This is a genomic window from Pseudonocardia sp. P-1 (assembly GCF_058111925.1).
In genome coordinates, this window is record NZ_JBYJZH010000003.1 from 1 (window position 1) to 26,820 (window position 26,820).

Consider the following 26,820-nt stretch of genomic DNA (forward strand, 5'->3'; position numbering starts at 1 on the left):
GCGAGGCGTTGCGCCAGATGCTCCGCGACGAGGGGCAGGACGGTGCGGCCTGACTCCGGCAGGCCGCGCTACACGGCGACCGTGCGCCGCGACGGCGAGTTCTGGCTGATCCACATCCCGGAGCGCGACCTCTACACACAGGCCCGCTTCGAGGGCGAGGTCGAGCTGATGGGCCGCGACGTCCTCGCGATCGAGGACGACGTCGACGCGGACTCCTTCGACCTCGACATCGTCTACGAGTAGGCCCGGCTGAGCCGGGCCGTCAACGCTCTCCGCTCGGCGGCCTGCTCACCGCTCTCGGTCACGCACTCACGGACGCAGGGAGTTTCAGTCGTCGCGGTCGTCGTCGTGGCGGCCTGGCTCGACGAACGTGGGGTCGTTGTCGCGGGCCAGCGTGATCATCAGTTGCCGCACACCCTGCTGCTGCAGCGGGCTGAGCCGGCCGTAGAGCTGCTGGAGCTCGGCGCTGGCGGGATCGCGCAGCATGATGATCGCGTTCTGGTACTGGCCGTCGACCTCGGGCGGGTCTTCGTCGTAGAAGAAGCTCAGCCCCATGCCGAAGAACTTGCCGATCCATTGCAGGTACGACGACTGGGGTCGCTCGCCGCGTTCTCCGGAGGTCAGTTTCTGGATGTAAACGTTGGTGATCTTGCCGCCATTGGCGTTGATCCAGCGCGCCACATAGGTGGCCGGGTAGGGGCGGCCGTCGGCCTGCACGACCACAGTGAAAAGGTAGTACACGCGTTGCGGGATGGTGCCGCGCCGGTAGCTGCTCAGCCGCTGCTGGATGAGCCGGTGCTGCTCGGCGCCGTCGATCTGAGGCGGCTGTGGGGCGGTGAAGTAGGAAGCGGGGACGCGGAAGAACTCGGCGACCTTGACTGCCTCGAGCGAATCGGGCCGCAGGTCGGTGACCGCCTTCCCCTTCCGCAGCGCGTTGAGGCGTTCGCGGGAGCTCCATCCGCCGGTGGCATTGATCCAGCGGACGACGTCGGAGACCGAGTATTCCTGGCCGTCGTCGTTGAGCACCGTGGCGAACAGGCTGTTCATCCGGGCGGTGAACTCGGCGTCGGCCACAGCGGATCCGCTGTCGGAATGCGGTTTGCTCTGTGCTGTCGGGCGGCTGGAAGCCACTCTCTTTGCCGATCCACTGCGCGCACCGTTCGCCGCCTGCGTGCTGTGTTCCTCGGCCATGGGCGGCGTTCCTTCGTTCGGCTGCTCCCGTTCAGCGGCAAGCTCCCGGACTGCGCCCGGGGCGAGCGTGACGAAGCCTACTCGTCAGTCACCCTGCGCACTGCTGCCAGCCGTACGCCTGGATCACCCTTTCCAGGCGCCCAACATCTGCGCCGTGACAGTTGATACTGAGCGTATATTTCTGCAATCACTATGTAGTACAGTTCGCGCGCTGACGGCCGTCTCAACGCTCGCCTCCGTGCTCGGGGAGGTGAGCTCGCAGCACGGCGGCTGACGTGCGGAGGTGAGACGTGGTGGTGATCGGCCGGCGTACGCGTGCGGCACCCCCGGCGCTACCCCCGTGGTGGGGCGCGGACGAGGCACCCCCGCGCCCCCGACAGCGACCCCCGGCCTCATCAGGCCCGCCCCCTGCCGTGGCCGGTGCCGAGGCTGCTGCGCCGGACACAGCTGAGCGGGGCGACGAGGTCGCCTACGTAGACGGCTCCGAGCAGGCCGAGCCCTACGTCGACTACGAGCCCGAGTTCCACGATCCGGGCTACGGGGACGGTGACGGCGACGAGGACTACTTCCCCGACGAGCAGCGGCCGGTCAACGGCGCCACGGCCCTCTACCGGGAGGGTCCGACGCAGCCGACGATGACCCCTGAGGACTATTACTCCGAGCTGACGGTGACGTTCCCTGCGCCGCAGCAGGGCAGGGACGCGGCGTCGGAGATTCCGCAGAGCCCGCTGCCGTCCGGGCGTTGGGTCACCCAGGACAGCACGGACCAGGACCTCTATCTGCCCTCCGGGCGGGCCAGCGACGACGCCCGCGCCGCGCGCACCACGGTCGACCGCCCGGTCGAGGCGCTGCGCCCGGTCGGGGTCGACGAGGCTCGCCAGCTCGCGGAGTGCTTCGCACTGGACTACCTGTCCTGCGACGAGGACGACCCGGATCGACGCCGGATGGCCCTCGAGCCCTACCTTGCGCGACGCTCGGACGCGTTGCTGGGCTGGCCCGGCGACAAGCCGGGTAAGGGCCGGTGGCGAGCCGTGCAGGCCCGCGCCGGGGAGGTCCTGCCCTACAGCCACGGCATCACCGTCGATGTGAAGGTGCTGGTCGAGGTGTTCGAGCGGATCCCCGAGCCGGAACCGGCCGCCGACGCCGACGCCGAGGACCACGACGCCGAGCACGACTCCGACGGTGTCGGCGACGAGTCCTCGGCCGGGCCCTCGCCACCCCGACCGGAGCTGCCCTTGGGCGCGCGCTGGTCGGCCGTTCCCGCGGCGAGCGCCCCGGGGTGGAGACAGGTGATGAGCATCTGGCAGCGCCTGGGGATCCCGGTGCGCCGCCATGACCTCGGTCATCTGGTCGTCGAGCTGTTCGCCTTGCCTCCCGCCGACAGCGGCTGACCGCCGTGCCCCGCCATCCCCTCCTGCCCGGCCCCTCGTTCACGACTGGGAACTCCTCATGACCAACGCATCGGCCCCCGAGCCCTCCTCGACCACCCCGACGCCGTCGCTGCAGCGCACCTGGGAGGCCCCGGTCTTCAGCGACACGACCGCGAACGCCACCGAGACCGCTGCCAGCGCTCCGACCCCGATCGACGGCCGCCGTGCGCGACTGCGGCCCGCTCCCCTGCCCTGGGCCCAGGGCGAGGAGCGCACGGACAGCCCCGACGACGCCGCTGCGCGACCGACGGCCGAGCGCGATGCATCGTCCACCTCGCCTGCCCCGGACCGTCGGGCCTCTGCCGGCTCCGGCGCTGCCCCGGCGTCGGGCGGTCGCGAGACGCCTCTGCCACCGGCCGGGCTTGCCCGCGGCGCCGCGCCGACCTCACCCAACGAGGTCGACAGCCCTGCCCCGGAGCGGCCCGCGGTCTACCGGCCGCAGTGGGAGGCCGACGATGACCTGCTGGGCGAGGCAGTGCGGCAGCGCAAGGCCCGCCCCACCGAGGGCTGGCGCGGGTTCTGCTACAGCATCACCAACGGACGCATCAACCCCGGCCTGTCCCAGGCCGAGGTGCGGCTGCGCAAGCAGCTGGAGCGCATTCAGACTCGACTGCACGGCGCGCACAGCACCGCGGTGATCAGCCTCAAGGGCGGGGTCGGGAAGACGACGGTGAGCGCGACGCTAGGCCTGGGGCTGGCCGAGTACCGCGGGGACCGCGTCATCGCCATGGACGCCAACCCCGACGCGGGCACCCTCGGCGACCGCCTGGTCGGGGAGAAGCTCGCCGCGCAGAGCACCGTCCGTGACCTGCTCGACAACATCTCCAACATCCGGTCCTCGACCGATCTGGCCCGCTTCACCCACCTCACCCGCCGACTTCAGGTCCTGACCAGTGAGCAGGACCCCGAATTGTCGGAGGCCTTTTCGGCCGAAGACTACGAATCGGTGCTAAAGCTTTTGTCGAAGTATTTTGAGGTGATCATCACTGATTCTGGCACTGGCCTGATGCATTCAGCTCTGCAGGCCACACTAACGCACGCGGATTCGCTGGTCATTGTCGGCGCCCCGACTCATGACGGCGCCTCGCGGGCACGCAAGACGATGCACTGGCTGGCCACACACGGCCACGAGGCGCTGCTCGAGCACGTGATCGTGGTGCTCTCGCGTGACCGGCAGTCGGCCCAGATCGACGAGTCGGTCATCCGTGGCTACTTCGACGCCCGGTGCCGTGCCGTGGTCGAGCTGCCGCCGGACCCGCACCTGCAGGCCGGTAGCCAGATCGACTTCGATGCGCTGGCCCCCGGGACCCGCGATGCCGTTCTCGAACTGGCCGCCACCGTCGCCGACAACTTCAACCACCCCCGCCACGGGGGGTTGGCCACGCACGGGTTCCGTCCCGAGACGAGTCGGGAGTGAGGCAGAAGCTGGCCGGTGTGGCGCTCGCGCTGACCACCTCGTTGACCGGCAGCGTCCTGGCCGCCCCGGACGACGGGGTGGACTGCGAGTGGCGGATCACCGCCTCGCACGTGCTCGCCGAGCTGGAGGGCGACAATTCCAAGCGTGCCAAGCGCATCCGCCAGGCGCTGGTCAGCGAGGGCGCCGACAAGGCGGACTTCGTCCCGGAGTCCTGCACCGAGACCGGTTCCGGGGGCAGCGGGGACGACGACCAGGACGAGGACGGCTCCGGATCCGGCTCGGGTTCCGGTAGCGGCTCGGGCAGTGGGTCTGGTGGCGGCTCGGGGTCCGGTGGGGGTTCGGGCAGCGGCTCGAGCGCGGGGTCCGGGGCGCAGGGCGCGACCGCGGCGGAGGCGTTCGATTGGGGCGAGCCCGACGTGGTCGACGACTTCGAGGACCTCGACGGCGGCTGGAACTTCTACGACGGCCCCGGCCACGCCGGCAACGGGGTCCGGAGCCCGGACGCGGCGTCGGTCTCCGACGGGATCCTCACCATTGAGGGCACCGGGGACGGCACCACCGGGGGCATGGCCTGGTCGGGCAACTCGCAGAAGTACGGCCGCTGGGAGGGCCGGGTGAAGGCCCCGAAGGGGTCCCCGTCCTACAACGCGCTGCTGCTGTTGTGGCCCACGGCGGAGGACTTCCCGGTCGGCGGCGAGATCGACTTCATGGAGATCATGAGTCATGACCGCGACGAGGTGAACATCTTCCTGCACTACGGCGCCGACAACTCCCAGGTCCAGGGCAAGGTCGAGGTCGACGCCACGGAGTGGCACAACTGGGCGGTCGAGTGGACCCCGGACGGTGTCACCACGTTCCTCGACGGTGAGGAGTGGTGGAAGACCACCGACACCTCGATCCTGCCGCCCGGCCCGATGCACCTGTGCATCCAGCTCGACTGGTTCCCCAAGGGCGACAGCGACCCCGGGGAGATGCATGTGGACTGGGTCAAGCAGTGGTCTCTGGACGAGGGGGAGGGTTCCTCGACCGACTCCGAAGGCAGTGAGGGCTCCACCGATTCCGATTCGAGCACATCGCTGACCGAAGAACAGAACAGCAAGGGCTGATCGATGGCCGCACTTCGTTGACGCGCTCGGCGCGTATCCGAGCCCGATTTCCGGTGAGCACCCCCGATCACATCACGGAGTCCGTGAGATGCGTATTTCTCGCAACCGCTACGGAGTGATCCCACTCCAGTCCGATCCCGCCCAGACCGCGCCGCGGCCGCGGCGCACCCCGATCGCCATCCTCACCGCGACCGCGCTGCTGGGCATGGCGTTCGTGGCGGGTCCGCTCTCGGCCGAGGTCGGCCTGACCGCTGATGGCTGCAACACCGGGAAGACGGTGCGCCAGCTCGCGGCCGCCCGCGACACCCGTACTCAGACCCGGGCGCTGATGACCCGCCTCGCCGTGAGCGGCGACCCGCGCCAGCAGGACGTGGCCCGCGAGCTGGCCGGGCTGGGGTTCACCCCGGCGACGCAGCCGCCCGGGTGGCGGCAGAAGGCCGTCGATGTCTCCGACCAGCTCAACGGCACCACCGATCCGCAGCTGCACAAGATCGCGGTAGTGCTCGCCAAGGAAGGGCTCGGCCCGACCCCGGCGGACCTGCTGCCCAAGCAACCGCCCCCGCCCGGTGACGAGGGCGGCACGTTGGAAGGCATCGGCCAGTCCCTCGGTGGTGCTGCCGACAACGCGGTCGGCGCGGTCGAGTCCGCCCGCGAGGCCGCACAGGAGGCGGTCGCGCCGTCTCCGGCGGTGAGCAGTTCGGGTTCCGGGAAGGGGCCCGCCGCGGCGAACCCGAACCGTCAGGCCGAACCGCCGCTGCCGGAGACCACCTGCACCGACCAGGCCGAAGCCACCGCCGCGCCGGCCGCGGTGAACGCACCCGCCCCCGCCGCGCCGGCAGCCCCGGCGGCCCCGGCGGCCCCGGCGGCCCCGGCGGCCCCGGCGGCCCCGGCTGAGGATCCGCCGGAGGACGGCGGGGAGTCCGAGTCCTCCGGCGGCGGCGAGCCCTCCGGTGAGGACTCGGAATCGGACGAGGACTCCGACGGCTCCGACGGCGAGGATTCGAGCAGCTCCGGCAGCGAGGATTCCAGCAGGTCTGGTGGTGCGGACTCGGCCGACGATTCGAGCCGCGACACCGGCAGCGGCTCCGGGTCGGCGTCGGAGGCGATCGGCGCGGACGACGAGGATGAGGACTCCTCCGATTCGGATGCCAGCTCCTCGGCCGACGACACCGCCGCAGGCGACGAGGACGACTCCGGCTCCGGCTCCGCCGGGTCGGACTCGGCTGGTTCCGGCTCCGCGGACCGCGACACGGACAGCAGCGACTCGGGGTCGGACAGCGGTTCCAGCTCGACGTCGTCGAGTTCGTCGGACTCGTCGGGTGGTAGCGGCTCACCGGAGGACCTGGAGAAGGCCCAGGCCGCGATCGAGCTGGTCGGCGAGCTCATGCAGACCCTCGGGGCCAGCAAGGACACCGAGGCCGGCAGCGTGCGGGACTCGGTGCTGCAGGTGGTCGACCGCGAGCAGCTCGAGAAGCTCGGCGCCGAGCCTGCCGATCTGGACAAGCTCGACGAGCTCAACAACCTCGGCGACACCGGGTCGGACAGCTCCTCGACCTCGTCGCAGACCAGCAGTTCCGACACCGGGTCCGGGTCGACCGGTTCCGGTGGCTCGGGCTCGACCAGCCGTGACTCCACCAGCAACGACGCGGACAGCTCGGGAAGCAGCGACTCCGCCGCCTCGTCGGGGGACTCGGGGACCGACCGGTCCGACACCAGTACCTCCATCAGCCGCGACTCGGGTTCCGGCTCGGGCTCGTCACCGGGTGGTTCCTCGGACGGTCCGGGGTTGAAGCCCGCCGTCGAGGAGCTGACCGAGAAGGCCGAGGCAGCGGCCGACATCGACCCGACCGCCGAGAGCGTGCTGGAGAAGCTCGAAGGGATCGACCTCGACGACGAGCCGGACTCGGACTCCGCCGCCGACAGCGCTGGGTCCGAACCGGGCTCGTCCTCGGACGAGTCGACCGACCGCTCCAGCGACGACGAGGAGGCCGCTGGCGGGGGCGGGCAGGAGTCGGGCGCCCCGGCCGAGGACGATTCGGCACCGGAGGAGCCGGCCGACGACGGCGGGGGTGAGCAGCCCCGCGATCCTGAGGGGGCGCAGGCGACCCCGGCCGCCACGGGCGGCGAGACCGGCGGGACCGACACCTCGACCTGGGATAGTCTCGCCGAGTGTGAGGCCAGCGGTGACTGGTCGACCAACACCGGTAACGGCTACTCCGGCGGCCTGCAGTTCTCGCCGAGCACGTGGCAGGCCTTCGGTGGCGAAGGTCAGGCACACGAGGCGAGCAAGGAAGAGCAGATCGCCGTCGCCGAGAAGGTCCAGGCTGAACAGGGCTGGAATGCCTGGCCGTCCTGCTCTGCCCAGCTGGGCCTGAACTAGGCCGACGCACCCTGATGACGATCCGCAGGATGAGCGCGCTGCCGGTGGCCGCGGTGGTGGCCGTGGTGCTGGCGTGCGTGCTCCCGGCCTCCGACTCCCCGACTGGCCCGCGGATCGCGGGCCTGCAGGTGACCGCCCCGGGCCCGGCCGGTGACGGTCCGGGTGGGGGGCTGCCGGTGCGGGGGCAGGCGGGCCCGATCGTCGGCGGGCTCTCGGCGTCCTCGGTCGGGGTCCTGGTCGTCGACGGCGGCCGCCACCAGTGTTCGGCCGCGGTGGTCGCATCGCAGTCACGGCGGCTGCTGGCCACCGCGGCGCACTGTGTGTGGCTCGACGGGGCCTGGCGGCTCGACGGCGCGCACTTCATTCCCGGTTGGGCCGGCGGGGAGGAGCCCTACGGGCGGTGGGCGGTCGACACCGCCTTCCTGCCGCCGGCGTGGCAACAGGCCAACTCCCCGATCGAGGACGTCGCCGCCGACACCGATTTCGCGTTCGTGTCCCTGCTGCCGCGCGAGGGCCGCCTACCCGAGCAGGTCCTCGGCGCCCAGGGGGTCCGCTGGACGGTCGGCGAGCAGGTCGAGGTCGCCGCGCTCGGCTATCCGGCCCTGGGCAGCTACGACGGCCAGTCGCTGCGCGGCTGCATCGGCTCGGCCGCGGTCGAGGAGTTCGCCCGCGAACCCGGCCAGCCCGCTGGGCGGGTGCTCGCGATGGACTGCGACATGACCGAGGGTGCCTCCGGCGGGCCGTGGCTGGCCGGCCCGGACGCGCCCGATGGGCGCGGTCAGCTGGTCGGGGTGGTCTCTGGTGGCGACGACACGTCGCTGGTCTCCCCGCTGTTCGACGAGGCCGCCCGCACCATCTACGACGCCGCGGACTCGGCTTCCCTGACCGGTGGCGCCGGCACACAGTGAGCTCGCCCGGTCGCTGCTGGTGCGGTGCGGCTCAGTAGAGCCGTTCGCTCACGCGCCACAGGCCATCGGGCTCGAGGGTGAGCGCGACGGTGGCTGCCGTCTGCTCCGGGGGCGCCGTCAGCCCGTCGGCGACCTCGCACCCGGTCCGCACGGTCCCGGTCACCTGGACATAGACCTGGCGGTCGGTGCGCGGGGCCTCGGGAGGGATCACCGCGCCGATCTCGCTGACCGTGGTGCTGCACCGGTCGGCGACCAGCTGCTCCCAGCCCGCCCCGGTCGCGGGGTTCTGCGCGGTGGCGGTGTTGTCCGCCGCGGCGGCCCCGGTCAGTACCGGGGCGACCCGCTCGGTCCAGGTGACCGGGCGTGGGTCGGTGAAGCTCACCGTCCGGGAGGCTTTCAGCCAGCGGCGCGCGGTCGTCAGCGGGTCGTGGTCGGGGGCGGCGTGGGGCCCGGCGGTCTGTGCGGCGCCGGGCGCCGCCTCATCGGGCGCTGTGGGGTCGGTGTGCTGGCCGGGCACACATGCCGCGTACATGCCGCCGACGAGCAGACCGACGGCGATGCCTACGCCTGCCCAGCGTGCGAGGTTGCGCAGCCGCCCCGGCGGTGCGCCCTCCGGGCCGGACTCAATCAGAGACACGTCGGACCCCCCACAAGATTCGTATCATCTTGCCACCCAAGAAGATACAAAGTGTAGTCTATCCGCGGCCTGAAAATCGTCAGTCTGAGGACGGTGACAGACGTGCGCGAACCTCCGATCGTGGCGGGTGTTCTGGGTGGAGTCGGCACGACTCTGCTTGCTGAAGCGCTCCATGGTTACGACGCCGGGATCTACCGCGCCCACCGTCCCGTGCACGTGCTCGTGTGCCGTTCGACGTCGAACTCGTTGCACTCCGCTCAGCGTGCGCTGCAGTACACCCCGGCCGCCGCTCCGCCGCCGGTCCTGGCGATCGTCGACGACGTGCCGAACGCGGCCTGGGGGCCGAACACGCAGAACAAGGTGCACATCACCGAGCCGTACGTGAGCTCGGTGGTCCGGATCCCGCTGGTCGCTGACTGGCGCGACGTCGAGTCGCCCCACGACAGGGCCGCGACTGTGCTCACCGAGGCCGAGCAGGACCTCCCCAAGGGGGTCCGCACCTTCGCCAAGGCCCTTCGGGCGCTGGTCGGAGAAGTCATCAAACAGAACAGCGGCCACCGATCCCGCACCGCCTGATCAGCAGCCACCTTCACTTCCGGAGCGCCTTGCCGTGTCTCAACTCCTCAGCGTCCTCGACGTCTACTCCCTGCCGCAGAGCCCGCCACCGCTCATCCCGGATCCGGGCCCTGGCCAGCTGCCCGGAAAACTCGGGGAGAACGCCAACACCATCATCGCCACGATGAAAGCCGTACTGCTGGTACTCGCCGCAGGTGCCGGCCTCATCGGTGTCGGGCTGATCATGACCGGTTCGAAAAACCGCAGCGGCTACGCGGTCAGCGGCATCGAAAAAATCGGAATGGTACTTCTCGGGGTCGCGGTCATGGGGGCACTTCCGTCGATTTTCGCGCTCGTCGTATGACCGCCTTTACCTGATTGACGGGGATCGCGCACACGCATGTTCGTAATCGACTTCTTGGCCGACGACTTCGGGGATGCGGCCGGCGAACTTCTGGGCATGTTGATGACCTGGTGGCTGCTGGTGCCGTCGCCACTGCAGCAGGTCACGCAGGTGCGCGCGGTCAGCGATTTCGTCGGACCTATCGCCATGCTGATTCTGGCGGTGTCGATGCTGGCCCAGCTCGGCCGCCTGATGATCTCGGGGCGACGGGAACCACTGGTTGAGGTCGGCCTCGGCCTGTTGAAGTTCGCCGTCGTGAACGCCACGGCCCTACTCGCCCTCAATCTTGCGCTCGACATGGCGGACGAGCTGTCACGAGCGCTGCTCGAAAACACGCTCCCGGCGTTCGGCGAGCAGGTCAACAGCACGTTCGGGAACGCACCGATCGTTCCCACCTTGAAACTTGTCGTAGCGCTGGCCGTGGTAGTTCTGGGGTTGATCCAGTGGCTCATTCTGCTGTTTCGGCAGGCCGCGATCCTGGTGCTTGTCGCGTTGCTGCCGCTGGCGGCGGCGGGAGTGCTGACCAACGCCACGCGCCGCTGGCTGCCGACGATGGTGGCCTGGCTGATCGGCTTGGTGATCTACAAGCCGCTGGCGGCGCTGATCTATGCGATCGGGCTGGGGTTGGTCGCCGAGGGCGAGGACTTCGTCGCCGTCCTGACCGGGATCGTGGTCCTGCTCATTGCCGTGGTCGCGCTGCCCGCAGCGTTGAAGTTCTTCAGCTGGGCGCAGGTAGCGGTCGGCGGCGGGGGCTCTGCCGGCGGCGTGATCGCCGGTGCTGCGACCGGCGCGGTGTCGATGGGTGCGGTCGGTTCCTCGCGGCGCCAGGAGATGACCGGCCCCGGTAGCGCCCCGGGATGGGCCCAGGGCGCCGCCACCCCGACGGGCGGAGGCAGCCAGAAGGCGCTGCCCGCCGGTGGAGCCGGAGGCGGGGGCCGACAGGGCACCGGTGGGCCGCCGGGGGGCGGTGGCGGTTCGACCGGCAGCCCACATCCCCATTCCTCGTCCTCGTCCAAGCAGGGCGGTGGCACACCGGGCGGTGGGTCGTCCGGGGCTGCGGCGGCACGAGGAGGGCCCCCCGCAGGAGGGGCCGCAGCAGGCCAAAGCGCCGGTGGAGCCGCCGGGGCAGGTGCCGCCGGGGGCGCTGCAGCCGGGGGCGCCGCCGCAGCGGCCGGCCCCGCGGGCGCCGCGGCTGCGGTGGCCGGGAGCGCGGTGCAGAAGGGCCGGGCAGCCGCCGACAGCTTCGCCTCGCAACCACAGGATCTCGGCGGTGCACCACCGAGTAAAGGACCGGACGGTGCCGGACCGTCCGGGCAAGGAGGTAATCAGTGACCGCGCCCCGCACCTACGGGAACTGGCGCCCGCCCCGCGGGTTCGGCATCGGTCAGCTCGGCACGGGCCAGACCATGACTGTCTTCCTCGCGATCGCCATCCCCGTCACGGTGCTGAATTTCTCGGGCCGGGCAGGCGCGGTCGCCCTGGTCCTCGGTGCTCTCGTGATCGGCGCAGTGGTTATCAAGATCGGTGGTAGCTCACTTTCGGATGTGGTTATGCGACGTCTGCGTTTCACCCGCAGCAAGGCGGCCGGCTGGACCGAACGCACCGGCGGGATGGTCACCGACCACCTGCGCCGCCACGACCTTCCCGGCCCGATGGGGCCGATCGTGCCGTTGTCCACCGATGACGGGCGCGGCGGCAAGCAGGGCCTGCTCTGGGACCGCCGCACCGGATGGCTGACCGCGGTGTTGCGGGTCTCGCCGGTCGGGCTGGACCTGGCCGATCAGGGCCAGGCGGACGCCTGGGTCGCGAACTGGGGCGCGTTCCTGGCCGACCTGGGATACCAGCCGATGATCCGCCACGTCGCGGTCACCATCGACACGTCCCCGACCGGGGGCACCACCCTGCGCGACTACGTCAACGATCGCATCGACCCGCGCGCCCCGGCCTCCGCGCAAGCGGTCATGGCCGAGCTCGCCGCCACCGCCCCGTCCTCGTCCGCCGAGGTCGACTGCCGGGTCTCGGTGACCTTCGACCCGGCCCTGGCCACACCCCGACCGCCGGATCTGGCCGCCGGTGTCGCCGAGGTGACACGCTGGCTGCCCGGGCTGGAGTCCCACCTGGCCATGGCGGGCGTCGCGGTGCGCGGCCGCGCGACGGCCGCCTGGTTGACCGGGCGGCTGCGGGTCGCCTACGACCCGGCCAGCCGCTCGGACCTGACCGACTACGACGAGCACTCCGACGAACTGCTGCGCTGGGCCGAGGCGGGCCCGGTCAGCTTCCAGGAGAGCTGGGATCATTGGCAGCACGACTCGGGGCTGTCGGTGTCGTGGGCGATGGTCGAGGCACCTCGCCAGTCGGTGATGGACCGCGTGCTGGTGCCGCTGCTGGCCGCGGGCCCGTTCGCACGACGGGTGAGCCTGCTCTACGAGCCGCTCTCGGCCGGGGCCGCCGCCGACGAGGTCGAGCGCGAGATCACCAACACCCAGGTCCGTCGGATGTGGGCGCACAAGACCAAGCGCGACGAGACCCAGCGTGACCGCGACGATCTCTCGCGCGCGGTGCAGAGCGCCCGCGAAGAGGCCGAGGGCGCCGGCGTCGGCCGGTTCACCCTGTACGTGACCACCACCGTCTTCGACGCCGAGCAGATGCCCGCCGCGACCGCCGACGTCGAACAGCGCGCCGGGCAGGCCAAGGTGCGGCTCCGGCGCCTGCGCGGCGCGCAGATCACCGGGTTCGTCGCCTCCCTCGGGCTCGGGATCAACCCTGCCGAGCTGGCCCGCCGCCCCCGCAAATGACCCACCGATGCGCCTCGTCCCACCGCTCGACCAGGAGCCTTCCGTGACCACGATCTCCCTGCCCCCGCAGCAGCACCAGCAGCTCGACCCCGGTGAGCCGTATCGCGGTCGCCCGGTACCCCGGGCTCTGGGGTGGGCGCTGCCCGGCGGCGGGCGTGCGGCCAGCGCCGAGCCCGGGGTGATGTGGCAGGGCACGACCACTCAGGTGTGCGGGATGTTCCCGTTCGCGGTCAGCTCGGGCGCCGCACCGCCCGGGGTGCCCATCGGCCACCACATGCACACCGCCGAGCCCGTGGGACTCGACCCGGCGGAGTGGCTGCGACAGGGGCTGGTGTCCAACACCGGCATGTGGATCCAGGGCCAGCCCGGCATCGGCAAGTCGACGATCGTGAAACGCCTGATGACCGGGCTGGTCGCGTTCGGGTTCACCGCCGTGGTCCCCGGTGATGTCAAGGGCGAGTACACCCGCCTGGTCGAGCACCTCGACGGGCGCGTGTGGCGGATCGGGCGGGGCCTGCACTCGCTCAACCCGCTCGACGCCGGCCCCCTGCGGGCCGCACTCGCCCAGACCAGCGGCGACGAACACGCCCGGCTCTCGGAAACCATCCGCGCCCGTCGGCTGTCGCTGCTCGAAGCGCTCGTGGTCATCGTGCGCCGCGCCGAGATCAGCGTGACCGAACGACGCCTGCTCGGTGCCGCACTCGACCTGTGCGTTGATGGCACCACCGACGGCGAGGAGCCGATCATCCCCGACGTCGTGCGGATCCTGGTCAGCCCGCCCTTGCTGCTGCTCGACATCGCTGCCTGCGACTCCACGCTGGCCTTCCGCCGCGACGCCAGGGACCTGGTCAACACCTTGGAGCTGCTCTGCGCCGGCGCGATCCGGGGCCTGTTCGACCGCCAGTCCTCGATCACCGCCGACCTCGACACCCCGGCGCTGTCACTGGACATCTCCGCCCTCGACGACGACGAGGACGAAGTCGTGGCCGCAGCGATGCTCTCGTCCTGGGCGTGGGCGGCCGCGGTCATCGACGGCTCGGCGGCGACGGGCCGCCACCGCAACATCTTCCGCATCCAGGACGAGCTCTGGCGCGCGCTGCGCGTCGCCCCCGGGCTGGTGGAACGCTCCGACCGGGTCACCCGCCTGGGCCGCCACCGCGGCGAGATCTCCGCGCAGGTCACCCACTCCCTCGACGACCTCGAAGCGCTGCCCACCGAGGCCGACCGGGCCAAGGCCCGCGGCATGGCCCAACGCAACGGCGTCATGGTGCTCGGCGGCATGGCCGACAAGGAGCTCGCCGCGATCAACGAGATCAGCCCGCTCACCGCGTCGGAGGCCGCAATGGTGCGGGCCTGGGCCGCGCCGCCGACCTGGATGACCGGCAGCACCCACCCCGGCCGGGGCCGGTACCTGATCAAGTCCGGTGAACGGATGGGGTTGCCCGTCGCCCTGTCGCTGATGCCCAGCGAACGCGACCTCTACAACACCGACACCGCCTGGCAGCCCCGCACCGGACACGCCTGATGAGCACGCCTGCGGCGCCGATCCCGTGGCAGCAGCTCGCCGTCCCCCTGGTCGGGTTCGGGGTCCTCGGTGCGGGGTTCGCGGCGATGACGTGCTGCTGGACGGCCGCCGGCGCCGCGGCCGAGGCTGTCCCGGGCTTCGGGGGGCCGACGCTGCGGGCGATGGTCTCCGCAGCCGGGACGGGCACCCTCGACCCCCTGATCGGGGCCGAGGGCTCGCGCCCGGTGTTCTGGTCCGTGCTGGCCGTGGGGCTGGTCCTCGTACTCGGGCTCGTCGTCGGCGTCGGGGTCTGGATCGGTTCCCGCAAGGGTGGGCGGGGCGAACCGCGCTCGGCGATGGCCGGTCACCGCGACACCCGCGACATGCGCGGTCGTGCAGCGCAGAAGCGGGCAGTGCAGCTGCGCCCGTCCCTGGCCGGGCAGGACCGCATCGACAACCGGGACCTGGGGCTGTGCCTGGGGCGCCGGCTCGGCGGCGTCGGCGAGTCGCGGCTGCTGTATGCCTCCGAGGAAGACGTGATGCTCGAGATCGCCGGGCCGCGGTCGAACAAGACCTCTGCCCAGGTCGTGCCCGCGATCCTCTCCGCGCCCGGCCCGGTCATCGCGACCAGCAACAAGGTCGACGTCTACACCTTGACCATCGGGCTGCGCGCCGAGTTGGGCCGTACCTTCGTCGCCGACCCGCAAGGCATCGCCGGGGTCGAGCAGAGCTGGTGGTGGAACCCGCTCGCCGACATCAAGGACCTGGCCGATGCCGGGTATCTGGTCGCTCACTTCTCCCGCACCGTCGGTGCCGGCAACTCCAACGACGCCAACCCCTTCTTCACCAGAGGCGCCGAGCGGCTGCTCACTCAGCTCGTCCTGGCGGCCTCGTGCAGCCCCGACCGGAGCCTGCGCGACGTCCGCAGATGGCTGGCCACCCAAGCCAATGAACCGGTCGACCTGCTGGAGGACGGCGGCTTCACCGAGATCGCCGAGGGCCTGCGGGGGCTGCAGGAAGCCCCTGCCGAGACGCGCGGTGGCCTGTTCGAGACCGCGCTGACAGCCCTCGGGGCCCTGGAGTCCGAGGCTGTCGCCCGCCTGGTCACCCCGCCCTCGACGTGGCGGGACCCGCCCCGGGTTCCGGTGGAGGAGTTCGACCCGTGGCGGTTCCTGGTCGGCTACCGGACCGACAGTTCCGGCGACCCGGTCCCCCGCGACACCCTCTATCTGCTCACCCGCGAAGGCGCCGGCAGCGGTGCCCCGGTCGTCGCCGCCCTGGTCGATCACCTGCTGCGCATCGCCGCCCAGGCCGCCACCGCCCAGGGCGGGCGGCTCGATCCCCCGCTGCGCCCGGTGCTCGACGAGGCCGCCAACGTGTGCCCCATCGCGAACCTGCCCGACCTGTACTCCTACTTCGGGTCGATGAGCATCCAGGTCCTGTCGTTTCTGCAGTCCTACCAGCAGGGCGTCGCGGTCTGGGGCAAGTCCGGGATGGACAAGATGTGGTCGGCGGCCACGATCAAGCTGGTCGGTGCCGGGGTGCAGGACCCCGAGTTCGCGCGCTGGATCAGCGACCTCATCGGGCCGCTGGAGGTGCCGACCTACTCCCACCAGTACGGCCGTGGTGGCGGCTCCACCTCGACGTCGATGCGGGAGAAGCCGGTCATGACCGTCGCCGACGTGGGCTCGCTCGACAAGCGCCACGCCATCCTGCTCTCCGCCGGGCGCCGACCGGTGCTTCTGGAGCTGATGCCCTGGTACCGCGAAGGCGACGCCGAGACGATCAGCGCTCACGCCGCCGAGGCCACCGCCCAGGTCCGCCAGTCGGCGGTGTCCGCGCTCGGGCCCCGCAACCCGCTCGCCCAGCGCCTCGCCGCCCGCGAGCGCGACCCCCGCGGTCGGACGACATGACCGACCCGGAGCCCAGCGGGGACATCGCCGCCGGTGACTGGCCGGCGGTACTCGCCGAACTCACCCAGCTGCGCGCCGACCGCGCGACCCTGTCCGCTCGGCTGCGGGAGCTCGACGACCGGGTGGAGGACATCGCCGGTGCTCTCGATGCGATCGAGGACGCCGTGCCGGAGCCTGCCGAGTTCCTGCCTCCCGACGGTGAGACCCCAGAGTCAGACGACACCGCCGCACCGGCCGCAGCGCAACCGGAAGAACCCGACACCGGTCTGGACATGCGCGAGCTCGTCCCGTGGGTGCGCGACCACATCGCCCAGCTGCTCGAACGCCGGCTGCCGCAGAACAAGGGCCAGCTGCGCTGGTGTCGTAGCTGGTGGCTGCACCCGGAGGCGATCGCACGCTTCGATGCGCTGCGCCGGTCCTGGACCGAAGCGATCGCCACGGGTGAGGGCAACGCCCTGGCGACCTACTACGACCACCTCGACCGCCAGCTCGCGACGCTGATGGACGAGCACGGCCCGTTCAGCGCCTGCGAGGGCGGACGCCACGGCACCGAGCGTTTCGTGACCAAGCTCGGGCAACTCGACCCGCCCCCGGAGTACTTCTTCGTCCTCGACGAGCAGCTCGACCAGCTATAGCCAGCCCGATTTCGGGCGGCTCAGACCCCGTGTCGCCGGATGCGCCAGCGTGAGCAGGGAGGACAATCAGTGCCCCGACCAAGCCGTCGCCGCTCCATGAACCAGGAGCCGCTTCCGCTGGAGGCCCTGTTCGGCGGACCCGACCCCACCGAGCCCCCCGTGTCCGCGGCCGAGGTGCCATCGACTGATCAGGAGGACACCGATGAACCGCTACGGACGCCAGGCGATACAGCACTGGCAGACGCACCTGCCCAACCGGTACGCCCAGATCACGAACCCGCAGCAGCACTTCACGACGCTGGGCCTCGAGGTGCAGGAGGAGATCGAGACCCTGGCAGCGGACCGGGCCAACCAGGAGGGCCCAGCGGGGACCTACCTGGACCAGGTGGGCCGGCTCAACCGGATCCAGGCCCAGGCCCAGGAGCAGGTCCTCGCCGAGCGAGTTCTGCTGCCCCCGGAGGCGGACGACCCGACTCCGACCGAGCCGCACCGGTAGAACCAGGCCCAGCCCCCGCACCGGCACCGGGCCCGGGCCTGGTTGGCGAGTCGCCGGTGCGTCCGGACCCTGAGCAGGCCGAGCGCATCTCGGTCCAAGCACGCGCCCGGTTCGACGCCGGTGAGCTCGTGACCGCCCGCTCCCTGATGGACCAGGCAGCACGTCTCGACCCGGGCCGTCACGAGTACTGGGACCGGGTCCGGTCCCTGATCGACGGCCACATCGCCGCGCAGGCCGCGACCACCGCGCCACGGCCGCAATCGGCCCCGCCGGTACCGGCCGAGCAGGCGACACCCGCACCCGCCGCACCGGAACCCGTCACGGCCCCGCAGAGCAGTCCCCCGGCGGCCGCACGCGGGCCGGAGTCCGACGACCCGGCGCGCTTCCCCGACGCCGCCGAGGTCGCCCTGACCGAGGTGACGGCAAACCTGCTGCGGATCCGCATCACCGACGTGCTCGACGACGACCCCGAGCAGGACGACCTCTACGGCGGCTACCCCACCGCCGACGGCGCCACGCTGCGGGTCCACGACAAGCGCGCGATGCTCGCCACGCTCGACAACGAACTCGGCATCACCGCCACGAACCTGCGCGGCCCCGGCCGCGTGCCCGATGCGGGCGACCGACGCCGCTACGCCGCCGAGGAACAGGGCCTGTTCGCGCTGCGTCGGCGGGTCGCGGCGCTGCCGGACCCGACGACCGGCGACGGTCCGAGCCAGACCGTGCAGGCCACGATCACCCCTGCCGAGCCACAGACGGCGAGCCCACCCGAGCCCGAGGCCGACCGCGGCCCGGCCGCCGAGACTTCCGGGCCCCGCCCCGAGTCCCCGGCCACGCCGCCCGCTCCGGCAGCCACGGGCTCGGAGCTCGACGATCGAGTCGACCCGGCCGGCCCAGTCGCGTTCGTCAACGGCTACGGCATCCCCGCCGGGGACTACCCAACCGTGCCCGCGTCGGCGCTACTACCCGGCGACTTCGTGTCCTGGAATCAGGGCGACCGCGGATTCGTGGTGTCGGTCGACCCGGGTCGCGCCGGGCACGTCGACGTCGCCTATCACGATGCATCCGGCAGGACGCCCGTGCGCGACAAACGCAACGACACCCCCGTCCCGGTCATCAACATCGGCGGCGAGACGCTGCAGGACACCCGCCCCGACGGTCACCGAGCCGACCTCCAGCGCGTGGTCGACCACGACCTCGACCCCCGCGTGCTGCCCCGCAGCCTGCAGGCCCGAGCCCGGCAGATGATCGCCGACAAGCCTGTCGAGCCGGGACCGCTGCCCGACGACCTGGCCGCGCTACCGGTCGCCGAGATCAACCGGCTGGCCGCGCTCGATCAGCGGTGGCGGGCCGAGCTGCAGCGCACGAAGCCGTTCGGCTGGACCGACGAGATCGACCAGCTCGACACGCGTCAGCAGCAGCTCGACCGCGCCCGACAGGCAGCAACCGGGTCCGGCCCGGCGCTCGCAGAGGTCGAGGCGAGCGGCGGGCCCGGTGTCGAGGACCGTGTCGTAGCCCGTATGTCCGGCGATGTCCGGATGCGCCGGACCGCGGACGGCCGAGTGTGGGTGCGCACCAGCGACGCCCACACCTGGCGGGTCGCCGGCCCCGGGGAAACGGCCGCGTTCGACATCGAGACCCCCGAGTGGCGCGAGACGCGCCGCCACGAAGAAGCCGAGCACAGGCAGCGCCGGGAGGCCTCCCGACGCGAAGCCCGCGAACGCTACGAGAAAGCGCAGCAGGACAAGGCTGCCGCCCAGGCCACCACACCGGCCGCCTCCCCCGCTCCCGAGAACCGGGAAGAGTCCGATGAGCTCGCGGCCCTGACCCGCAGCCCGCAGGAGCGGGCCGCCGAGCTGGCCACGACCACCGTGTTGCGGCTCTACGCCCGCGACGAAGGGATGCAGACCCCGGAGCAGTGGTCGGCGACCATCGCAGCGCTCCCGGCACCGGCACGGCAGGCCGTGCTGGACCGGCTCGGCTTCGACCAACTCGACGCGATGCTCGAACCGGCCATCATCGCCGACGAGCGCACCTGGCGCGACGAGCTGATCGCCCGCATCGGCCAGCTCAACCCCGACATCGGCCGCCGGGCCGGCGAGGCCGCGGCCGAACGCGACGCCCGCAACAGCGAGACCTCCGCCCGGCAGCTCGACCCGGGATCGCCGGGCACCGCCGAGACCGCCGCCGAGCCGCCCGCGCCGACGGTCCCGGCCACGCCGTCGGAGCCTGCCGTGACCGAGCAGGAACAACAGCCCGCCGCGGCGGGCCAGTTCCGGCCGGGCTCGGTGCGCCCACCCACCGGTGCCAAGGCGCGGGTACAGGCCAACCTCGCCGCACTGTCCACCCTGCGCTCCCTCGGCGACCAGCCGGCCACCGAAGCCCAACAGGCAGAGCTGGCGCGCTGGTCCGGGTGGGGCGCGGTCCCCGAGGTCTTCGACGACCTGCGCCCCGAGATGTCCTGGGCCCGCGACCAGCTCGCCGAGATGCTCGACGCCACCGAGCTCGCTCGCGCCCGCTCCAGCATGCTCAACGCCCACTACACCGACCCCGACCTGGTCGAACAGGTCTGGACGGCGGTGAGCGAGCTGGGCTTTGAGCGCGGGCGGGTCCTCGAACCCGGCTGCGGGACCGGCAACTACATCGGGCTGGCCCCGGCCGGCGCGCAGGTGGTCGGGGTCGAGGTGGAGCCGACCACCGCGGCGATCGCGTCCGCGTTGCAGCCCCAGGCCCAGATCCGCAGCGAGTCCTTCGCCGAGAGCCGCTTCCCCAACGGCAGCTTCGACCTCGTCGTGGGCAACGTCCCGTTCGCCCGCACCGTGCTCAGCGACAAGGTCCACAACACCGGCCGCCACTCGATCCACAACCACTTCTTGATCAAGAGCCTGCACCTGACCGCCCCGGGCGGTCTGGTCGCAGCGATCACCTCCCGCTACACCCTCGACGCCCGCAACCCCTCCGCCCGCCGCGAGATGGCCGAGCTCGCCGACCTCGTCGGCGCCATCCGACTGCCCCAGGCCGCCCACCAGCGCACCGCCGGCACCGACGTCATCACCGACCTGCTGGTGTTCCGCCGCCGTGAACCCGACCGCGCGCCCCAGCCGTTCGACTGGGAGCTGACCGAGGTCGTCGACATCGGCGACGAACAGGTGCGGATGAACTCCTGGTTCGTCCAGCACCCCGAGATGCTGTGCGGGACCCTGACCAGCGGGTCCGGGCAGTACAGCTCCGCTGAACCACGGGTGGTCTCCGACCGGCCCGCGGCCGAGTTGCTCGCCGAGCGCCTGGCCCAGGTCGTCGACCGCGCCCGCCGCGACGCGCTGCTCCACTCCCCGACCCTGCCCGAGGTTCCTCAGCGCGCAGCCCTGCCCGGCCCGGAGCTGGACCTGGAGGACGGGCACCTGCTCATCGACGCGGACGGGCAGTTCCAGCAGGTCACCGACGGTGCCGTGGAGCCGTTCGAGGTCCCCAAGAGCCGTCAGGCCGAGCTGCGGGCGCTGCTCGAGCTGCGCGACACCACCGTCACGCTGCTCGAAGCCGAAGCGGCGACCTTCGAGCACTCCGAGAGCATCGAGGAGCTGCGCGCGGACCTGAACCGCCACTACGACGCCTACGTCGACCGCTACGGCCCGATCAACCGGTTCAAGTGGCGTCGCACCGGCCGCGTCGACGAGGCCGGCAACGACATCCAGGCCCGCATCGTCGACAAGCTCGGCGGCTTCCGGGCCGACCCGCGAGCACCGATCGTGCTCGCGCTGGAGGTGTTCGACGCCAGCACCGGCACCGCGACCAAGGCCGACGTCTTCAGCGACCGGGTCATCGCCCCGCGGACCCCGGCCCGCGGCGCCGACACCCCGGCCGAAGCGCTGGCCATCTGCATGGACACCCACGGGCAGGTGGAGCTGTCCGAGATCGCGCGGCTGCTCGGCGTCGACGAGACCGAGGCCCGTACCTCGCTCGGCGAGCTGGTCTTCGCCGACCCCGCGCGCGACGGCCAGCTCGTTCCCGCCGCGGAATACCTGTCCGGCCACGTGCGCCGCAAGCTCGATCAGGCGCTCGCCGCCGCGGAGGACGAGCCTGCCTACGCCGCCAACGCCGCCGCGCTGCGCGAGGTCCTCCCACCCGACATCGCCCCCGAGGACATCGTGGCCCGCCTCGGGGTGCCGTGGATCGAGGCCGGCTACGTGCAGACCTTCCTGCGCGAGACCCTCGACGAACCGCGGCTGAGCGTCGAGCACACCTACGGCACCAACTGGGAGGTCAAGGGCAACGAGTTCTCCGTCGCGGCCACCAGCACCTGGGGAACCGAGCGCTACCCGGCCCCGAAACTCGCCGCCGCGCTGCTGGCCCAGAAGTCGATCGTGGTGCGCGACGAGATCGAGACCCTCACCGCCGACGGGTCCCCGACGACCCGCCATGTGCTCAACCCGGCCGCCACCACCGCCGCGCAGGCCAAGGCCGACGAACTCGCGCAGCGGTTCTCCGAGTGGGTCTGGGAGGACCCGAAGCGCGCCACAGAGCTCGCGCGCGTCTACAACGACCGCTTCAACTCCACGGTGCTGCGCAACTACGACGACGTCACGCTGTCGCTGCCCGGCCTGACCCGCACCTTCGAGCCGAACCCACACCAGTACGCCGCGGTCGCCCGAATGATCTCCGAGCCCGCCGTCGGGCTCTACCACGAGGTCGGCGCCGGTAAGACCGCCGAGATGGCGATCGGGGTCATGGAGCTGCGCCGCCTGCAGATGGTCCGCAAGCCCTGCATCGTCATCCCGAACCACATGATCGAACAGTGGTCCCGAGAGTTCCAGCAGCTCTACCCCCGGGCCCGGATCCTCGCCGCCTCCTCGGCCGACCTGCGCAAGGACGCCCGCCGCGCCTTCGTCGCCCGGGTGGCCACCGGTGACTGGGACGCGGTCATCATCACCCGCGGGGCGTTCGAGCGGATCCCGATGCGCCCCGAGGCGCAGGAGGCCTACCTCGACGCCGAGCTCGAGACGCTGCGCGAAGCACTGGAACGAGGCCGCGCCGAAGGCAGCAGCAACCGCGCCGTCAAGCGGATGCAGCAGCGGCTCGACAACGCCCAGGAGCGCATCAAGGAGAAGATCGCCCGCGACTACGACCCCGCGGTCACGTTCGAGGCCACCGGCATCGACTACGTGGTCGTCGACGAGGCCCACGACTACAAGAACCTGCGCACCGCCAGCAACATCGCCGGCGCAGCGATCGACGGCTCCAACCGGGCCCAGGACCTCGACATGAAGCTGCACTACCTGCGTAACAAGCACGGGCACCGGGTGGTCACCCTGGCCACCGCGACCCCGATCGCGAACTCGATCACCGAGGCGCACGTCATGCAGCGCTACCTGCGCCCTGACCTGCTCGAACAAGCAGGCGTGCTGAACTTCGACGCCTGGGCGGCGACGTTCGCCGCGACCGTGTCGGACGTCGAGCTGTCGCCCGACGGCAGCAGCTTCCGGATGAAGGGCCGCTTCGCCCGCTTCCACAACGTCCCCGAGCTACTGCGCATGTGGTGGGTCTCCGGTGACGTCAAGACCGCCGACGACCTCAACCTGCCCCGCCCGGATCTGCTGCCGCGCCCCGAGGACGGCCAGCGCGCACCCCGGACCTTCCTGATCCCGGCCACCGAAGGGCAGCAGCAGCTCATCTCCGAGCTGGGCGACCGTGCCGAGCAGGTCCAGGCCCGTGCGGTGCTCCCGGACGTCGACAACATGCTCAAGATCTCCAGCGACGGCCGCGCCGGCGCGCTCGATCTACGACTCCTGGGCCGGGACATGCCGTTCGGGGAGTCCAAGATCGAAATCGCCGCTGACGAGATCGCGCGGATCCACCACGCCCACAGCGATGACGAGTTCCTCGACGCCGACGGCGAGCCTCATCCGCGCCGCGGGGGCTTCCAGCTGGTCTTCTGCGACCTCGGCACCCCCGGCGACGGCGCGAAGCGGCCGGGCTGGAACGTCTACGCCGAGCTGCGCGACCAGCTCGTCGAACGAGGCCTGCCCCGCGAGCGGGTCCGGTTCATCCACGAGGCCGCCAACGACCGGAAGAAGGCCGAGCTGTTCGAGGCCTGCCGCGCAGGCGAGGTCTCGGTGCTCATCGGCAGCACTTCCAAGATGGGGGTGGGCACCAACGTCCAGAACCGGGCAGTGGCGCTGCACCATCTGGACTGCCCGTGGCGCCCGGCCGACCTGGCCCAGCGTGACGGCCGGGCGCTGCGCCGGGGCAACCAGTACAGCGAGATCGCCTTGAACCGCTACGTCGTCGAAGGCACCTTCGACGCCTATATGTGGCAGGCGCTGGCGCGCAAGGCCGCGTTCATCTCGCAGCTGATGAACGGCCGGCTCGACGTCCGGGAGATCGAGGGCGATATCGGCGACACCGCGCTCAACTACAACGAGGTCAAGGCACTCGCCGCCGGGAACCCGCTGCTGCTGGACAAGGCCAAGGCCGACGCCGAGCTGACCAAGCTGGAACGCCTCGAACGCTCGCACGTGCAGACCCGCTCCCGGCTGCGCTACACGATCGAGGTCAACGAGGGCCGGGTCCCTGGCCTGGAGGCCGAGATCGAGGCGCTGCGCGCGGCGATCGAGCGCCGCACCGACACCCGAGGCGAGCAGTTCGCCATCGAGACCGGGGGACGACGCCTCACCGATCGCAACGAAGCGGGCACCGTCCTGATCGGCCAGCTCACGGCGGCGGCCACCGGCCCGGAGAGCACCCGGCCCACCGAGATCCCCGGCATCGCCCGCCTCGGCGGCCAGAGTTTCGACGCGTTCGTGTGGTCCGCCGGGCCGCGCGCGGGCTACGAGCTACGGGTCTCCGGGACCAGCCACGGCGGCGTCGTGGAAGGCTCCAAGTCCCAACTGCTTGAGCTGTCTACCAGCGAGAAGCCCGGCTCGCTGGTCGTGCGCATGGAGAACCGGGTCGCCGGCCTCGACGAGAAGCTCACCCGCGTGCAGGACGACCTCCAACGCACCGGCGAGGAGACCCAACGCGCCACAGAACAGCTCGAGCGTCCGTTCGCCCACGCCGCGGAGCTGGAACAGGCACGTGCCCGCGTGCGGGAGATCGACGCGGAGATGGCCGGGCTCGCCGCCCCCGAGCCGAGCAGCTCCGACGCCGCCGGACCCGCCGACACGGGGGCGGCCGATCCCGAGTCCCCCGCGCCCGAGCCGCCCGCGTCCGGGGACTCGTCGCAGTCCGTCGCCGAGGCCGAGCAGTCCGCCGCGGCGGTGGCTGCCGCTCTCGCCGCGCACCGCCCCCCGGCCGGGTCGCCCCGAGCGGCACCGAACTCGGGCTCGACACCTTCTCCCACGGGCCCGCCCGCACCTGGCCCGGCTCCGCAGCCGGAGCGTCACCCGGTAGCTCGGCGGCGCCTATGAACGCACACGCACACACCGGACAGCGTTTGGTCACTCGTTTCGGCATCGTCGATCCGTGCAGTTCTCGCTACGCTGACGCACAATCCCGACCAGGAATCGACGAGAGCGCCCCGGTGCAGTCGACTCCGTTTCCCACAATGAAGAGAGGTTCATGACGTGGCCCAGGTGTTGACCGTCCGACTCGTCGACGATCTCGACGGCAGCTCCGCCGATGAGACGGTCGAGTTCGCCATCGACGGGAAGCAGTACGAAATCGACCTCACCTCCGCTCACGCGAGCAAACTCCGCGGGGTCCTGGCCGATTACGTCTCCGCCGCCCGACGGCACTCGGCCCAGCTCCGCCGTGGACAGCGCCGGGAGGAGACCGCTGGCGCGCGGCCGACGGCCACGGTCAACCGTGAGCAGAACCAGGCGATCCGTGCCTGGGCGCGCAAGCAGGGCATCTCCGTGTCCGACCGTGGACGCATCCCGCAGAGCGTCCTCGACGCGTTCCACAAGAACGCCTGACCGCGGCCGGATGCGCAGCTGTGCCCGCCATACAGAATGTGGCGGGCACAGCATCGGGCTCGGCTACGCTGGCGCAATGAACGAGCCGGAGGACTACTACAACGGTGATTTCCTCCAAGATATCGCCGAAAGCCGCCTGCTCGAACTCGGCGGCCGCGAACTACTCGCCCACGCACAAGACTATGCAGGCGAAAGCGCCGACCTCATGCATCCCTGGGACGGCACCGGCCCGGAGCCCGAAGCTCGGGTGTCCGAGTACATCGGCTCTCTGTGGCGCTACATCGAGTTGATCGAGTCACGCCAACGCCCAGCGTCGTCGTAGACAGCTCCCGATCATGCGTCGCCGCTACTCGACAGCAAGCGACGACGTGACCACGATACGTATCAACTTGAAGCACGCGAATGATACGTTTTGCTGGTGCGTGCAGCTGCGACCAGCGGGGCCATCGCGCTCGGTCTGGTCCTGTTTCTCGGGTTCCTCCTGATCGTGGCCGTGGCAGGTAGCGGCGCCGGCCGACCCACCCCTGGCCTCCCCGGTGTCGTGTGCGCCCCACCGGGAGCCGATCCGGCGCAGTTAGTCGAGGGGATCGGCCCCGAGCAGGTCAGCAACGCCGGCCTGATCGTTGCCACCGGCGTCGAGATGGGCGTCCCGCAGCACGGGTGGGTCGTCGCCTTGGCGACCGCGATGCAGGAGTCGAACCTGAAGAACCTGGCCAACTCCAACGTCCCCGAGTCGCTCGAACTGCCCAACCAAGGCGTCGGCAGCGACCACGACTCGGTCGGGCTGTTCCAGCAGCGCGAGGCAGGGTGGGGCGACGTCGCCACCCGCATGGACCCGCGCCAGTCCGCCCGCCTGTTCTACGACGCGCTCCTGCAGGTACCCGGGTGGGAATCGCTGCCCGTCACCCGGGCCGCCCAGCTGGTCCAGGTCAGCGCGTTCCCCGACGCCTACGCCAAGTGGGAGCAGTCGGCCGCCACGCTGGCCGGGGCGCTGGAAGGGGTCGAGTGCGGCCCCGAGACCGGCCCTGTGCCGGCCGCCGATCCGCAGATCCAGCGCGTCGTCGACCGCGCCATGTCCCAACAGGGCCAGCCCTACGTGTGGGGCGGCGGTGACGCCAACGGGCCGACCAGTGGCGGGTTCGACTGCTCCGGGCTCATGGTCTACGCCTTCGCCGAGATCGGCATCGGCGTGCCCCACCAGACCCAGGCCATCTGGAACTCCTTCCAGCCCGCGATCACCGACCAGGCCGCGATCCAGCCCGGCGACATGGTGCTGTTCTCCTCCAACGGCCAGCCCGGCGGCATCCACCACGTCGGCCTCTACCTGGGCAACGGGCAGATGCTGCACGCCCCCGAGAGCGGAGACGTGGTCAAGGTCGAGCCCGACATCTGGTCCAACTCCTACTACGCGGGGGAGTTCATCGGAGCCGTCCGCGCGACGAACCCCACCGCGGCATGACCCCACGCCGCGCTCGTCGCCTCGTCCGTACGCAGCGGGAGCTTCCCGGTGTGCACCCCCTACGAGAAAGTGAGTACGTCC

General features: G+C 71.3%; 20 protein-coding genes. 18 read left to right on the plus strand and 2 right to left on the minus strand.

From position 1 onward, the window contains the following. The first annotated feature begins 42 nt into the window (after positions 1-42). Positions 43-243, plus strand: coding sequence for a hypothetical protein (locus tag AC0GKK_RS27950; protein ID WP_337826956.1), 201 nt, complete (start codon positions 43-45; stop codon positions 241-243). Between the two features lie 84 nt (positions 244-327). Here the strand turns inward: AC0GKK_RS27950 and AC0GKK_RS27955 are convergent, their stop codons facing one another. After that, complete coding sequence (locus AC0GKK_RS27955; protein ID WP_345655096.1) at positions 328-1,191, minus strand: hypothetical protein; 864 nt, start codon at positions 1,189-1,191, stop codon at positions 328-330. 413 nt (positions 1,192-1,604) lie between these two features. Here AC0GKK_RS27955 and AC0GKK_RS27960 point away from each other — a divergent pair, with 413 nt between their 5' ends. From AC0GKK_RS27960 to AC0GKK_RS27980, 5 genes are all read left to right on the plus strand, one after another. After that, the gene (locus tag AC0GKK_RS27960) at positions 1,605-2,582 is read left to right on the plus strand and encodes a hypothetical protein (RefSeq protein WP_489884174.1); all 978 of its coding nucleotides are present in this window, start codon (positions 1,605-1,607) and stop codon (positions 2,580-2,582) included. Between the two features lie 58 nt (positions 2,583-2,640). Beyond that, entirely contained in the window at positions 2,641-4,038 is a 1,398-nt protein-coding gene (locus tag AC0GKK_RS27965) for an AAA family ATPase (RefSeq protein ID WP_345655102.1), read from the plus strand. Further along, entirely contained in the window at positions 4,035-5,144 is a 1,110-nt protein-coding gene (locus tag AC0GKK_RS27970) for a glycoside hydrolase family 16 protein (protein WP_489884175.1), read from the plus strand. The genes AC0GKK_RS27965 and AC0GKK_RS27970 overlap by 4 nt, the downstream gene beginning before the upstream one ends. Positions 5,145-5,259: 115 nt before the next feature. After that, entirely contained in the window at positions 5,260-7,524 is a 2,265-nt protein-coding gene (locus tag AC0GKK_RS27975; protein WP_489884176.1) for a transglycosylase family protein, read from the plus strand. A gap of 29 nt (positions 7,525-7,553) precedes the next feature. Beyond that, positions 7,554-8,432, plus strand: a complete 879-nt coding sequence (locus AC0GKK_RS27980) for a trypsin-like serine peptidase (RefSeq protein ID WP_337826961.1) — start codon at positions 7,554-7,556, stop codon at positions 8,430-8,432. Positions 8,433-8,463: 31 nt separating this feature from the next. Here AC0GKK_RS27980 and AC0GKK_RS27985 read toward each other — a convergent pair whose 3' ends face one another. Continuing rightward, complete coding sequence (locus AC0GKK_RS27985) at positions 8,464-9,069, minus strand: hypothetical protein (RefSeq protein ID WP_337826962.1); 606 nt, start codon at positions 9,067-9,069, stop codon at positions 8,464-8,466. 102 nt (positions 9,070-9,171) lie between these two features. On the opposite strand from AC0GKK_RS27985, the gene AC0GKK_RS27990 reads away from it, so the two are divergent. From AC0GKK_RS27990 to AC0GKK_RS28045, 12 genes are all read left to right on the plus strand, one after another. After that, positions 9,172-9,645, plus strand: a complete 474-nt coding sequence (locus AC0GKK_RS27990; RefSeq protein WP_345655110.1) for a hypothetical protein — start codon at positions 9,172-9,174, stop codon at positions 9,643-9,645. 34 nt (positions 9,646-9,679) lie between these two features. After that, positions 9,680-9,988, plus strand: coding sequence for a hypothetical protein (locus AC0GKK_RS27995; RefSeq protein ID WP_337826964.1), 309 nt, complete (start codon positions 9,680-9,682; stop codon positions 9,986-9,988). Positions 9,989-10,024: 36 nt separating this feature from the next. Further along, positions 10,025-11,359, plus strand: a complete 1,335-nt coding sequence (locus AC0GKK_RS28000; protein ID WP_345655113.1) for a hypothetical protein — start codon at positions 10,025-10,027, stop codon at positions 11,357-11,359. Further along, positions 11,356-12,822: an SCO6880 family protein gene (locus AC0GKK_RS28005; protein ID WP_357440006.1), complete on the plus strand. Its 1,467-nt coding sequence runs from the start codon at positions 11,356-11,358 to the stop codon at positions 12,820-12,822. The genes AC0GKK_RS28000 and AC0GKK_RS28005 overlap by 4 nt, the downstream gene beginning before the upstream one ends. A 43-nt stretch (positions 12,823-12,865) precedes the next feature. Then, positions 12,866-14,347, plus strand: coding sequence for an ATP-binding protein (locus AC0GKK_RS28010; RefSeq protein ID WP_357440009.1), 1,482 nt, complete (start codon positions 12,866-12,868; stop codon positions 14,345-14,347). Then, complete coding sequence (locus AC0GKK_RS28015) at positions 14,347-16,239, plus strand: type IV secretory system conjugative DNA transfer family protein (protein WP_357440012.1); 1,893 nt, start codon at positions 14,347-14,349, stop codon at positions 16,237-16,239. Before AC0GKK_RS28010 ends, AC0GKK_RS28015 begins: the two co-directional genes overlap by 1 nt. Then, complete coding sequence (locus AC0GKK_RS28020) at positions 16,236-16,874, plus strand: DUF4913 domain-containing protein (RefSeq protein WP_357440015.1); 639 nt, start codon at positions 16,236-16,238, stop codon at positions 16,872-16,874. Before AC0GKK_RS28015 ends, AC0GKK_RS28020 begins: the two co-directional genes overlap by 4 nt. Positions 16,875-17,076: 202 nt before the next feature. Then, positions 17,077-17,370 carry a hypothetical protein gene (locus AC0GKK_RS28025; protein WP_357440018.1) on the plus strand — a complete coding sequence of 98 codons (294 nt, stop codon included), beginning with the start codon at positions 17,077-17,079 and terminating at the stop codon, positions 17,368-17,370. 56 nt (positions 17,371-17,426) lie between these two features. Next, positions 17,427-24,773, plus strand: coding sequence for an SNF2-related protein (locus AC0GKK_RS28030; RefSeq protein ID WP_489884177.1), 7,347 nt, complete (start codon positions 17,427-17,429; stop codon positions 24,771-24,773). A 156-nt stretch (positions 24,774-24,929) separates the two neighbouring features. Then, a complete protein-coding gene (locus tag AC0GKK_RS28035; protein WP_337826972.1) occupies positions 24,930-25,280 on the plus strand; it encodes a histone-like nucleoid-structuring protein Lsr2 in 351 nt (116 codons plus the stop codon). Between the two features lie 76 nt (positions 25,281-25,356). Then, the gene (locus tag AC0GKK_RS28040; RefSeq protein ID WP_489884178.1) at positions 25,357-25,602 is read left to right on the plus strand and encodes a hypothetical protein; all 246 of its coding nucleotides are present in this window, start codon (positions 25,357-25,359) and stop codon (positions 25,600-25,602) included. Between the two features lie 96 nt (positions 25,603-25,698). Continuing rightward, positions 25,699-26,739: a C40 family peptidase gene (locus AC0GKK_RS28045; RefSeq protein WP_489884179.1), complete on the plus strand. Its 1,041-nt coding sequence runs from the start codon at positions 25,699-25,701 to the stop codon at positions 26,737-26,739. The last annotated feature ends 81 nt before the right edge of the window (positions 26,740-26,820 follow it).

Coding starts and splice junctions, on each gene's coding strand:
- AC0GKK_RS28000 (WP_345655113.1), top strand. CDS start 10,025: ATGTTCGTAATCGACTTCTTGGCCGACGACTTCGGGGATGCGGCCGGC.
- AC0GKK_RS28015 (WP_357440012.1), top strand. CDS start 14,347: ATGAGCACGCCTGCGGCGCCGATCCCGTGGCAGCAGCTCGCCGTCCCC.
- AC0GKK_RS27980 (WP_337826961.1), top strand. CDS start 7,554: ATGAGCGCGCTGCCGGTGGCCGCGGTGGTGGCCGTGGTGCTGGCGTGC.
- AC0GKK_RS28025 (WP_357440018.1), top strand. CDS start 17,077: ATGAACCGCTACGGACGCCAGGCGATACAGCACTGGCAGACGCACCTG.
- AC0GKK_RS28020 (WP_357440015.1), top strand. CDS start 16,236: ATGACCGACCCGGAGCCCAGCGGGGACATCGCCGCCGGTGACTGGCCG.
- AC0GKK_RS27965 (WP_345655102.1), top strand. CDS start 2,641: ATGACCAACGCATCGGCCCCCGAGCCCTCCTCGACCACCCCGACGCCG.
- AC0GKK_RS27955 (WP_345655096.1), bottom strand. CDS start 1,191: ATGGCCGAGGAACACAGCACGCAGGCGGCGAACGGTGCGCGCAGTGGA.
- AC0GKK_RS28040 (WP_489884178.1), top strand. CDS start 25,357: ATGAACGAGCCGGAGGACTACTACAACGGTGATTTCCTCCAAGATATC.